Source organism: Type-E symbiont of Plautia stali, assembly GCF_059731115.1.
The window spans coordinates 1,144,332-1,157,499 of sequence record NZ_AP035906.1 but is presented as its reverse complement, the minus strand read 5'-3'; the positions used below and the strand labels follow the sequence as shown (position 1 = coordinate 1,157,499).

Annotated in this window: 6 protein-coding genes; all 6 read right to left on the bottom strand. The window is 50.0% G+C overall.

The features are described 5' to 3' along the window. Positions 1 to 137 precede the first annotated feature (137 nt). The 6 genes from mzaE to AC6I8L_RS05160 all read right to left on the bottom strand — a co-directional run bounded on the left by mzaE (position 138) and on the right by AC6I8L_RS05160 (position 13,151). Positions 138 to 1,934 carry an MZA anti-phage system associated AIPR family protein MzaE gene (mzaE, locus tag AC6I8L_RS05185; RefSeq protein WP_058960836.1) on the bottom strand — a complete coding sequence of 599 codons (1,797 nt, stop codon included), beginning with the start codon at positions 1,932 to 1,934 and terminating at the stop codon, positions 138 to 140. Continuing rightward, the gene (gene mzaD / locus AC6I8L_RS05180) at positions 1,921 to 2,949 is read right to left on the bottom strand and encodes an MZA anti-phage system associated PD-(D/E)XK motif protein MzaD (protein WP_058960837.1); all 1,029 of its coding nucleotides are present in this window, start codon (positions 2,947 to 2,949) and stop codon (positions 1,921 to 1,923) included. Before mzaD ends, mzaE begins: the two co-directional genes overlap by 14 nt. After that, entirely contained in the window at positions 2,933 to 5,791 is a 2,859-nt protein-coding gene (gene mzaC / locus AC6I8L_RS05175; RefSeq protein WP_352411784.1) for an MZA anti-phage system associated Z1 domain-containing protein MzaC, read from the bottom strand. The genes mzaD and mzaC overlap by 17 nt, the downstream gene beginning before the upstream one ends. Then, positions 5,788 to 7,290: an MZA anti-phage system associated ATPase MzaB gene (gene mzaB / locus AC6I8L_RS05170; protein WP_058960838.1), complete on the bottom strand. Its 1,503-nt coding sequence runs from the start codon at positions 7,288 to 7,290 to the stop codon at positions 5,788 to 5,790. Before mzaB ends, mzaC begins: the two co-directional genes overlap by 4 nt. Further along, complete coding sequence (mzaA, locus tag AC6I8L_RS05165; RefSeq protein WP_058960839.1) at positions 7,287 to 9,338, bottom strand: MZA anti-phage system associated sigma-70 family RNA polymerase sigma factor MzaA; 2,052 nt, start codon at positions 9,336 to 9,338, stop codon at positions 7,287 to 7,289. The genes mzaB and mzaA overlap by 4 nt, the downstream gene beginning before the upstream one ends. 531 nt (positions 9,339 to 9,869) lie before the next feature. After that, a complete protein-coding gene (locus tag AC6I8L_RS05160; protein ID WP_058960840.1) occupies positions 9,870 to 13,151 on the bottom strand; it encodes a type I restriction endonuclease subunit R in 3,282 nt (1,093 codons plus the stop codon). Positions 13,152 to 13,168 lie beyond the last annotated feature (17 nt).

Here is a 13,168-nt window from a genome sequence, read left to right as displayed (position 1 = left end):
GTCCAGAGCAACGTAACTCTGGACATACTATGCGGAGACGTTAACGAATGTCATGTAGTGGCACACTCAGACATAACAACCACTGAGATCAACCACGACATGCGTGTAAGGCTTTGATACTGAAATCAGTATTTAATTTAAACATGCGGGAGGCCATCCGTTTTTGCCTGCGCGGAGAAATAGATTTTGCTGCGCACATAGTCCCAGCATTCAGGCTTTTTCGCCCATTCCGAAATCATCCTGCCGTTCGCGGATTCAGTCAGAAGACTATTCACCCGATGGGCTAGGCTGACAAGACGATTCCCCATCGTTTCCTCAATGCCCTGTTGATGCCAGATCTCTGCCAGATCCGTTTGGTTGCCATAAAGATGTGAATACGCGGCCACGGTATAGGCGGCGATATTCGCCTTAAATGCGGGGAAAAGTGAATTAATCAACTTATAGGCTTTTTTATAAATAATGGCCTGCGCGATGTAATTTTTAAAACTTTCAATGTTCAGTTCATCCCCATAACGCTCAGTATCCTTGTCGATCATCGTCATTAATGCGGCAAAGTTCTTCTGTCCGCCGAGGCTGACTAAATCCGGACGCTGGAGCCAGGCACAGTGATATTTTGCGAAATCGGTTTTCGTTATCCGACGTGATGGAGGAATCGCGTCTTTTAGCCGTTTGATTCCAGCCGGTGTTTTACCTTCTCGTTCCAGCATAACCTTATAACTGCCGTTCGCTCGCTCGTAAAACCAACGACTGTATCCGTCCGGGCAATACACCGTGTTTGCCATTTTTTCCAGCTGTACATGTACCGGTCGATTGGCTGACAAATCGGAAATATTGACTTTATTCTGGCTATTCGAGAAGCGCGAAATATCCGCAATTAACATCTCTTCTTGTGCATTATTCGTCTGTTTCAGCACAATGACTTTTGCGGGTACACGCACGTTACGCAGATTGGTTGCCGGGAATTTCTTTTTGGTGAAAAACATGGAAGCCGTCGTCTGCCCACCGTTGACGATCTGCATTCCCTGCATCCACGCAATACCAGGGCCACCTCCTGGCGCTTCGCCAAGTCTGACCTGATCGGCAACAATCACAATGCCGTTATTATAAGCCATAAAACGCTCAGGCTGCTCACGTAAGGTGTCGCGAATCCCCTTGTTGACTTTCCCCGTCTGGCTCAGAAATGAGCGAACGTTCGCTTCCAGAATCCGGTTGCCATATTTTTCATAGATAAATCGCAGCGTCTCGCCCGGAACCACCGTCAGTGCATAATCATATTCACCCATTTCATCCGGGATCCATACACAGGGGAGTGCGCCCCCCGCCACCTCATCAAAATTAACCTGCAGTTCGTCGCGTGGCTTACCTTCCTGCCAATGGTTAAACAGGCGGACAATGTCCATAACCTCTAATTTAATGGTTTTACCGGCCACGTCGCGGGACTGGTACCACCGGGTTTTCACCTGACCATCGGTCAGTACATAAACTCTGATTTGCTCCAGTTCCGTATAGGACTGTTCGATGGTCGTCACCAGTTGCCAGGCATCATTGGACTGATCCAGCGTGGAAGATAATTTACCGTCAACGCACTTCTGCAAAAATTGAATGCAGTGGCCGGCAATCGCTTTTGTCTCAGCATCCGGGACGTGACAAAGCTCGTCGCTACCGTGATAAATGCTGACAAAAAGGTCAAGTTGATCGCCATCTTCTGAGAAGGCATAACCGCTGAGACGCACATTGTGTCCACTGACTTTAGCCATAAAGTGACACGTCTCGGCATCGTCGAATGTCATGCCGATATCGGCCATATGACGCATAACAGTATTGGTAAAAATCAGCTCCTGAAAAGGCGACTCTACCCCAGGCTGAGTCATCTGGTCCTGATATTCCTTACGAATCTCATTCTGCGTTTGACGTAAAAAATCAATAAGTTCCATGCGGTAATCCTGCAAAGTCTGACAAGCAATGGTTAAAATTTTGAGCCTGAGGAATAAGTGTCTGGAGTTCGAGTTGATAGAACGCACTCACCACCGGCAACGGGACATTGGCATGCGTCAAAGAGGGAAAATCCGCTTCAATGGGGAGCGCGAACGCCTCTGTCAGCAAGAAATGACGTGTATAGAATTCAGCATGTTCAGTGTAATATCCGACATGACAAAGCGATCCCTCAAAAAGACAAGCCGCCTGAGCGTTTCCCTCAAACCTCTGACGAAGACGGTTAATAATGTCATTCAGGGTCGCGCCGGTGGGATGCTCGCTGAAGCGCAAACCGCACAACATGAGCGAGCCAGGCCGCTGCCAGTCCAGTTGTTCAAGAGAGTGGATGGTTACGCAAAAACCCTGCTCTGCTGTGGTGCTTTTTACCTCAATGGCACGTTCATCGAGTTCAAAATCCTGTAGGCCATGCTGTGGTCCTACCCATGCTTCGACTGCCGTTGGCGACGCAAGACCGCTCTCGATCAACCGTTCCAGACACGTCAATTCCCCGATTAATCCCACTTCTTCTTCGTGACTGAGTGGACGGGTATCGCGCTCCATAAACGTCTGCCATAAACGAATCCGACGGAGCAGGGTTTCAAACAGACGCTGTTCAGAAACATTCAGGAGCGAATGGAGAATATCCAGAATCATCGTCGTAAAGACATCCACATTCCCCGTTTGCTGGCGACGGATCATCAAACCGTTCTGCCGCCCTTCCTCTGTTCCGGTCATCTCAACGCGAAATCCTTTACAGGACGGCAGCGCCGTCGCCCCCAACGAAAGAGGATGAGGAAACACGGCAATCAGCATTTCTTCATTATCAGGCTGACGACGCCCGGCATGAAAGCTACAGCCCTGATGCGTAAAAAGCCGAATTCCGCGCCAGCCCTGGGCTCCGGGCTGTTCGTCTGCCTGAAAGCGATCTAAGGCTTTCCAGGCTGCCAGTAGATCATCTTTACTCAGCCGCACCATAATCTTGCTCCCACAATACGTTGTTAACTTTGTACTCCACCGTTACCCCACTGCGACTTCCCGGAAAACTGATACCAAAAGCCACCACTGGCAAGGCATCATCCTTATATTCCGTTGCCGACAATGCCTGTTGCGGGTCCAGTAAGTAAATGAGCAGTAGCCCTTTTTGACGCTGTGCCGGGATGTCGTTTATGCCAAATCCTTTGATCCGACGCAGTACTACGCCACCAGGAATGACGGGCTTCTCTCGCCCTTCATTACGTCCGGGATCGGCATGAAAAATACGCTGCGTTTCTTCCAGCGCGGCAAGCCAAGTCGATTCATCGCAGTCTATCCCTTCATCGCGTGGAGAAAGTAAACGGCCAATGGAATAGCGATCAGTGACTCCCTCAGACGCTTTACGCATCATAAGCGGGACGGGGAAGCCACATACAGCGTGATGACGATCGCCCCCCCCTCCTATCACCGCCACTGTCCACTGGGTGAGTTCATCAACACGATTCATCCGTGTAATGAAATCCGCCAGCAGTTTGCTGTTGGCTTTTCTGGCCTGAGCGTGGGTCTCATATTCCGTTAAGAAATCAATGATCGGCTCGGGAGAGACGTTTTGCCAGATGACTCCATTCCATTTTTCAATCTTCTCTCCGCGTCGTCTCTCAGGGATCGGCACGCCAGAACCGATACGTCCGGTCAGACGCTGGAAGGCCGAGTAGTTATGCTTGTGGTACTCTGGCTCTCTAAACAACGAAATCGTTTCGACCACCGAGCCACTGAAAGACAGCCACAGTGAGCGCGCACTACGCATTTTTAAGGGTGATGTCACCATTAAAACGGGGTGTGATTTCACTTTTAGCCCGAAATCACGCGGAGTTCCGCCGCTGGCGATCATATTGTCAAACTCTTCTCTCAGCTCTTCCGATGCATCCGCAATGTGCTCAAACCATTCAATCAGCTCATCGGTGGTATACAGCCGACATACGTCCAGATATCCCTGGCGGTAGCCAAACCAGCGCCCCATCTGCATTAACGTGTCATACATGCGGGAGGCGCGTAAGAAATAACTGGTGCATAATCCCTCAAGCGTTAACCCTCGAGCCAGCTTGTCTCCGCCAATCGCAATAACTTTTAAACCTGTCGCACTGTCTGAATAATCAAGCGCATCCTTCGCCGTTCCATTTATCATTCGTACCGACACGTTTTCTATCACGTTATACAGCTTGTCAACGATCTCCTGCCACACGAAGTAGACGTCTGGAACCTGCTGCGGCATAACGTCGCGAATCGTCTGACAAGTCGGCAAAAAGTCGGCCTGCCAGAGTGATTCAAGCTGATGTAAAAAAAGCTCATGTCCAATCTTTCGCGTCAACCGCTGTCTCAAATCCTGAATGTAGGCATTAATATGCTCATAAACGATCGATTGCACGTTATTGAAGCGGGTCACATGGACAAGCATCGAACTGTGTTTATCTCCCTGACCGCGTAATTCTCGGACGCAGCACGCCAGCAAAAAGCTATCAATGGCGTTTTTTAACGAGTCAGGGAAATGGGTTAGCGTATCAAGCGTGGGATGGTGCGAGCTCTTATGAGAAACTGGCATCCATCCTCTTTTTCCATCATCGCTACAATGATCGCTCACCCGCCTGATCAAAGGAAGTTCACCAGTCCGGCCTTCCGCGGTTGCCCGACCAAATACCCTCGCAGGGCCGATGTAATTTGAAGGTGCGCCGAGGTTAATGATAAAGGCTGAAGGGAACAAATCCGGACCTTCATCACGCGTTTCATTGCTCTCGTGAATAAAGATATTGGCAAAGGGCGTGGCGGTATAGCCGACATATGCCTTACGGCTGAACTGCATCAACAACTTACGAATCAGACTATTGATTGCCGTTGGCTGATGTTCAGCATCCGGTTTTCCATCGCCATCGTAAACGATTTCCCCCGTGTCAACGGAGGCGTTATCAGCTTCATCATCAATCATCAGCAGCGGTAATTCCGAAACAAAACGCTTTCCGGTGACGGGATCAACGCTAGTGGCAACATGGTTTTCAATCCAGGTATGCAGGCGCTTTAAAATAGATTTATTTTTCTTTACCACAAACAGCCAGGGGCGTTGCTCGGGGCTGATCCCCAGATTCTTAGCCACTCCGGCACTGAAGTCGCCCTTTTCAGATCGGTTGGTGACGTAATTGGGACGAATGACGGGATCGCTATCAATATCGCCCACCCCAATGATGGTCACTTTTTCTCTGAGTGGACTCGTCTCATAGCCAAGAAATCCTTCATCAAGACGCATTTGGGTCTGCGAGCGGAGGTTATTATGCAAACCAGCAAGCACAATGATTATCTTATATCCTGCATCCGCGGCTTTACAGATTAGCCCGGTATAGTGGCCGGTTTTCCCGGACTGAACATGGCCGACTACCAGACCACGCCGATCCCAGCGCCCTTCTCGTCCCGGTTGCTCAAGTAATCCCAGAACACGATCCGTTGAACGGTCAAGGGTATCTAGGACTCCCCAGGGCATCGTTTTGCCAAGCCACTGACGGTATCGATGCCAGTAGCGCCACTCGCGTTTTGCGTCAGCTGTCAGCCAGGGTTGATGTCCTTCGTCATTACTCAGAGAAGTATCTTCGCCCATCCAGATGCTATAACGGCGGATCAACTCTTCGACCAGAATCTCCCGGTTATCAAGGTGGTTCCACTCCGGTTTCATCTGACAAACCATGTCAATATGTTGACGCAGAATACCAGGGGTAATCGTGCTTTTATCCTGGCCTTGCAGGAACGTTTGCACAATCTGCAATACACTCAGTTGCGTGTCATCCAAGGGGCTCAGACTCATAGCGATTTCTCTTGTTGATCGTCGAGGAGTTGTGCAATTAATTCGGGATAATTATCGAAGGGTTCCATATTTTGCAGATGCTGTTTCGCCAGTGCCGGTGACATCGCCTGCTGTCCAACCATGGTCTGGTACATGACCTGCAATACGGATAACACCTCTGCGGGCGGTGCGCTTTGAAAGCCTGTCCGCGGCGTCTCTTTTGTCTCAGCCGTATCAAGCCAGATTTGCTGAACCGGAACGGTTTCCTCAATCAGTCTTAGCATGGCCTGAATTTGCGGAGATAATTCACCGGCCTGCGAAAGAACATTGCTGATAACAGGATGTTGTAATGAAATCTGGTAACGAACACCTGATGACGTCTTTTGCGCCTGCCAGAGATGAATGAGTTCTTCACCTGGCTTGCGCTTATTCATTTTCCCGCGTTTTGCAAATGTCCGTACCGCACGATCGCGTGTTGATTGCGCCAGTTGGGTTAACCAAGGACGCAGCGAAACCGGCGGGCGCGCCATCGATTTACGAATATCAATCTTCCAGTCTATGTCGGCATCATTAGGGATATCCAGACGGATCCGCGCAAGGCGGTGGGTTTCATCTTTCGTCCAGGCCCGCGGACTACCGAGTCCAAGCCAGTTGCCCGCCACCAGCAATCGCTCATTCCGGTATACATAGAATCCTTGCTGAGCAGTCCAGCCTGCCGGTCCTTGAGCCTGTTGATACTCCTGCGTCGTCAGGTGATCCTGATGCGGCAGAACATGGCACTCCACCTTCACGGCAGGGGCGCCTGGCGCCATTGCCGCAGGCGAATGCCAGGGCTTGGAAGGATGCCCGCTGAGAAAGGGATCCCAGGCTTTAATGTTGCGATCATTGAGGGTGAGAGTGAGTCGGGGTGAGCTCCCCTCAAGGAATCGGTGAAATACCATCCCCAGATGTTGTTCAACGCCATCCATCAGATTGAGGAAATCTTTCTCACCGTAGCTGGGGGTGACGATTCGGTCTAAAACATCCCACAGCACCACCGTACCGTGGGAGTCAGGTTCTGCATTTGCTAACGCCTCCTCACTCCCTGGGTCAGCACCTTCAAGCAAATACCAACCGTCGTCCGTACTTGCGGCGAGAATGTCCAGATCCCACCGTAGGATGGTCGTTACCCCCTCTTTTTTGGAAGAGACCGTCAGGCGGCGGCATTGCGAAAAGGAGGCGGTTTTGAGTCCAAGACCGAAGCGGCCCAGATCGTGTCCTGGACGCTTTGTCAGCGGGTTTTTGACACCCAGTCGCATTGCAACATCCAGTTCAGCGGCCGACATGCCGCAGCCATTATCCCGAACCACGATATAGCTATCCGCCTCACGCCAGCAAAAGGTCAGCTCGACCTTACGGGCACCGGCACTAATACTGTTGTCGATGATGTCAGCCAGTGCGGTGGCGGTGTTGTAACCGAGCCCTCGCAGAGCTTCGATCATAATTGCTGCATTCGGTGGCGCATGGCGCATGGTCGTCATTCTTCTTCTTCCTGCATCTCACTCAACGCGGTTTCCCACTGTTCAACGAAGCCGCCTAATTCTGACGCCCGGCTATGATGACGGAGCTTACGGAGCGCTTTGGCTTCTATCTGACGTATCCTTTCTCGCGTGACATCAAACTGTTTACCTACCTCTTCCAACGTGAAATCTTGCGTCATGCCGATGCCAAAACGCATTTTTATAATCTGTATTTCGCGTGGCAGCAGGGTATCCAGAACCGATGAAATGCGCTCTCTTAGCTCCAGAGACTGAACAGGGGCACTGGTAAAATCCCTTTTAGTCAGCAGCGCATCCCCCGGCAACGCCACTTTGCTGTCATGGGCGTCATCATGAAAATCGCCAATCAGCGCCGTCTGTTCTTCATATTTAGCCATCCGAAGAAGCTGACGCTCTGGCAGGTCGGTCATTTCCTGCAACAGTCTGAGTGTGGGCGTTATCCCTTGGCGATGCAGAAACTGATCCCGACTGCTCTGCCAACGTCTAAATTGCTCATAGAAGTGAACGGGTAAACGGATGAGTTGTGCCTGATCGGCAATCGCACGGGTAATCTTCTGACGGATCCACCAAGAGGCATAGGTTGAGAATTTAAATCCGCGCCGATAGTCGAATTTTTCAACGGCCTTGATCAAGCCCAGATTGCCTTCCTGGATCAGGTCCTCGACATCTAATCCTCGCCCGCTGTATTTTTTCGCAATCGCAACTACCAACCGCAAATTGGCGTGGATTAACCCCTCCCATGCCTCTCTGTAGCTGCTGACATACAGACTCATTTTATGGCATTCATCAGGAATGAGCGTTCGAGCGCGCTCGACTATCAGTTGCAGGTCAGCGTAATCCGGACGGGGAATATGATTATCCTGGTACTCTTCTGCTTTTCCACTTCTCAGCAGAAAGAGCAGATCGTTAAAGCTGATGGCGTCTTCGTCATCGGATGCGGAATACATCTCCTCATCCGCTTCTTCAGCGTCGTCTTCCTCTTCAGAAATCTCAGGCGCTGGCACCGGAAATCGATTCGGATGCAGCAACTGAAGATATTCTGCTTCGGGTAATTCCGCCAGGATAGTCAACAAATTGATAAGCGCCGTATCCATGCGCTGCCCGAGTCGTTCTTCCTTTGTTTTATCCACGACATCCCATTGGCGAATATCCACAAGATAACGTTCAAAGATGCCGGACTGCCACAATGCACCGAAAGCGTCAAACCAGGGCTCGAGATCTTCACTCGCCGTTAATGCCTCATAGGCCTCACTTTCCGGGAAAGCATCATCGCCATCCACAATCAGAGGTAAGTCTTTGATCAATGCCTCTACGCTGACCCCTAGTTCAGGCCACGACATACCGAAATCCTCTTCCCCGGCAAACCGGATGTCACGCACAGAGACACGACCGGCATTGAGTGCGTCAGCGAGCAACGTTGAGAGATGAGGATAATTTTGTGAAGAGTGGGAAACTGGCGTCGGCGGGTCAGGAAGCGTGAGTTCGATATCGCTCCACTCAGCAGCGTCATCTTTCGGGCGATAGCGGGATAATAATTGCTGAACCTCAGCGGAAGCGTGTCGTAATGCCAGATTATCTTCGGCGGGTTCCGATTCGACTTCAGCGTCCCACAGCATGAAATCCATTGCGGCTTCGGTTTCGGGAGGTTCTGTTTCAACATCGGCTTCGACTTCAACCTCAACTATGGCATCATCGACTGGCCCTCTTGCTGGTTGCTGCTCGGCAGGCGGATGAGATTGCCGATAACGGGCCAACAGATCACGCAGCATTTGCTCCTGTGCGAGGTCACTGGCGCAGAGCCCGAGGTTGTTTTGATGTTCAACATCGACACCCGCGCGCAACAACATTTCGCAAATAGCGAAATGCCCATTCTGGGCCGCAATCATCAATGGGCTATTTCCCAGAGAATCTTGTGAATCTTTCGGTAATCCCCTGCTGAGATGAAGCTCCACCACGGAGAAGACTCCGCTTTTTAGCGCCCGAATAAGTAAAGGGGGAATGCGATAAAACTCAGAAATAGTACGATGCATGTTGACCGTCTTTCCTTGTAAACCTCACACACAGAAATGCAATCTATCTTAAATGGGAAAAGTCGAATTTGGTACTTTACATAAATAAACTATCATTTTAAGTGTCAGCATTCATCTCCTTGATGTGGAATGATTATCAAGGCGCAATATGTTGGATTTTTCACTAACACAAAGGGGGTTCTTGCCACAGTTCTGAATGCGTTCCCACTGAAAGTCCCTGAAGTGGAGTTGACATTTGTCCAGATTCCCTACAAAAGACAACTCTATATAACCTACGATCTTTCCACAAAATGACGCATGTCTTCCGGCGTTAAGATTACAACAATCAGTTCTTTTCGAGGAATGGTACGTTCCCAAAATCTGGTAGACCACAGCCACTGCAACTGAAGGAAAATTTAAATACTTTAATGTCATTTTACTGGCAAACCCGCGTCACCGAAATGACTTCGAGCGGTAGCATAAAGCTCAGTACGTGGGTTCAAATAGCTGAGTATTTCAGGGGGACAGGGCTCGCTCCCTCCATTTGATAAATCAGCTATGCAAGTACTTTTTAAAGTTTTCCGCCTGCTCCAGCACGCTCTTGTAGACCTCATCGTTGGCTACCGGAGGGAAGCCATAGCGGTGTAGCAGCAGGATAAGATCTACTTTAAGTTTAGCCTTGATGTCGTCGCGATTGCTCCAGTCGGGGTACTGGGCACTGTCATCGACAATCACCTTCATCTCTTTGGCCAACTCCAACATTTTATCCTCGTCATAGGTGAAATCGTACTTCTCGCACATATGCGCCAGGATATCGAGAAATGCCTTTTCTTCCATATCGATGCCAATATCGGCAAATGACATCATCTCGGTCTTAATGTCGTAGATCATGTCAGCCATCTGTTGGGTGAACGTGTCGAACTCTTCACCGTTGAGCACGTCGTTCTCTTTGCGCTGATTGTACTGATCAACCAATGCCTGGAAACGTTTGGAGAAGTTGATCCCCTGAAGTTGGTTCACCTTTTGAAAATCGCTGATGGCTTTTGCCAACATTTTTTGCAGTAGTTGCATCCGGGTGTTGGGCAACTTGATCTTGCCGATACGAGCCATGTACTCGTCGTCAAAGATATCGATGGTCTCAGCTTTATCTTCGCCTAAGGTGAAGATCTCCTCTACTCCTTCAGCCTTGAGTGCCTCGGCAATCATCTCACGCACTTTCTGGTTCATCTGTGCGGTGTCCGGCGCATCGCCCTTTGTAAGCTTGTAGACGATAGAACGCACGGCCAGATAGAAATGAATTCGCTCACGCTCATCCTGAGTGATCTCTTCACTACCCACGCAAACGTCATAGGCGGCTTTCAGGCGTTTCACCAATCCCATAAAGCGCAGCTCAATCTTCTTGGTCTGCAGCACGAACTCGGCAGCTCGGTTGAGGCATTCCAACTGTAAGGCCGGTGCGCCAGAGAAGTAATCGCGGTTGTCGAAAGTATGGAACACCTGAGCAAGCAGATGCAGGTGATTACGCACCTCGATAAGTGACTGCTGTATATCTTCAAAGTTGGATTTATCAGCTTTCGAATACATAGCTAACGCCATATTCATTCGACTTTTTATGCCAATGTAATCGACCACAAGCCCCTTCTCTTTGCCCTCAAAGCGGCGGTTTACCCGCGAGATAGTTTGGATCAGATTATGCTTTTGCAGTGGCTTATCGATGTAAATGGTATCAAGTTCGGGCACGTCAAAACCGGTTAGCCACATGTCCACCACAATCGCAATTTTGAAGTTGGACTTAGGGTTCTTGAACTGTTTGTCGAGCTCACGGCGGTACTCCTTAGTACCGAGCAAGTTGTACATAGCCTCATCATCATCCTGGCCACGAGTCATAACCATGTTGACGAGAGGAAGACTCATCAACTCTTTTTTCTCTTGCTCAGTAAGGGTGACACCATCAATAGCCTGTTTTGCCTCGAACCACTTGGGGCGCTGACGTTTCAGTCTCTTATAGAAATCGTAGGCAATCTCGCGGCTGGCGCAGACAAACATCGCCTTGCCTTTGATAGTCGAGCCTTCTGTCACCCGTTTTTCGTAATGCTGGGCGAAATCCTTGGCCAATGCCTCGATGCGATCCGGATCGCCCAAGATGGAATTCATATTGGCCGTGGTTTTCTTGCTCTCTTCAATCTGGTGTTCACTGGCACCCAGTTTTTCGCATTCTTGATAATACTGCTCGATCTCTTCCAGCTTACTGTTATCAAGCACCACTTTGGCAGCTCGCCCTTCGTAGACAATCCGCACCGTGATTTCATCGTTAACCGACTCGGTCATAGTGTAACTATCGATGGTGGGGCCAAATACATCCAGGGTGGCGTCGATAGGAGTGCCGGTAAAGCCAACATAGGTAGCGTTAGGCAGCGAGTCGTGTAGATACTTAGCAAAGCCGTAGGTCTTTTTCACCGTTCCGCTTTCAGCATCGATACTGACCTTCAGGTCGAGGTTGATCTGGCTTCGGTGGGCTTCGTCAGAAATACAGATGATATTGCTGCGATGGGAGAGCAGTTGGATATCTTCAGTAAACTTATGGATGGTTGTGAGGAAAACTCCGCCGCTAGCGCATCCGGCCAGCTTGTCTCGCAAATCCTGACGGCTGGTGACCGGTTCAATCACCGCATCGCCGATAAAAGCGGTGGCATTGCAGAATTGCTTCGCGAGCTGTTCATCAAGATCGGTGCGGTCGGTAATGAGAACAATGGTCGGACTGGCAAAATCGACGCTTTTCATCAACAGCCGTGCAAGAAACTGCATGGTGTAGCTCTTGCCGCAGCCAGTAGCACCAAAATAGGTTCCCCCTTTACCGGTGCCACCAATATTCTCTCCGCTGGCCGTTATCTGCTTGCGCTCTTTTTTAATGTTGTAGTAAAGCTTACGGGCGGCGTAATACTGCGGATAGCGACAGCAAATCTTCACTTCCTGTTTACTGGTGTCCGGGAAGAAGACAAAGTTCTTCAACACGTCCAGCAGACGGATCGGATGAAATAACCCTTGGATCAGAGTGTAGAGGCCGTTGATACCATCTTGCTCTGTGGACTCGTTACCGTTCACCTTGCGCCAGGCGTAGTAAAACTCGTATGGAGCAAACAGATTACCTAGCTTATTGTTCACCCCGTCACTGAGAATACACAGCGCGTTATAGACGAATAGCTTAGGAATATCGCGCTTATAGCGCACACAAAGTTGGCGCCAAGCGTCATAAGTGGTAGCCTCTTCTTCACGTACCGCCGATTTAAACTCGAAGACTACCAGCGGCAGGCCGTTCACATACAAGATGCCATCGGGGATACGCAGTTGCAGTCCGCCGTCACGAGTCTGGCCTTCTATATCCAGTTGATTAACCAACCGGTAGATATTATTACCCACCTCGGCCATCTCTTCGCCATGTCCTGTAAACAAGCTGACTAACTGCTCTGACAAGGTGCTGGTATCCATCAGCTCGATATAGAGGTCTTTCTTATTACGATCTTCACGCTTAAGTAAAAAGCCGTTGCTGAGCCAGTGGCAAAAGGTTTTATTGCTCTGATAGAGATCGCTGGCAGGAAGCGTCTGCAGCTGATGGAGGATGTGAGAAATCTCCCCTTCCGTGATCCCCTCAGCCTGATACTGGTTGGCCAGATACTGGCGCAGGTCATCCGTAATCAGCACCTCACTTCTCTCTTTGCGTGGCACATTACTACCGACAAAATGAGGGTAACAGGGTTGGCCTTCCGCATTTGAGTGCTGTCCCAGTAGGGAGATAATGGCCTGTTCCAGCTTCGCTTCCGTGAAAATATGGCTCATAGCAATGGCTTCTTATT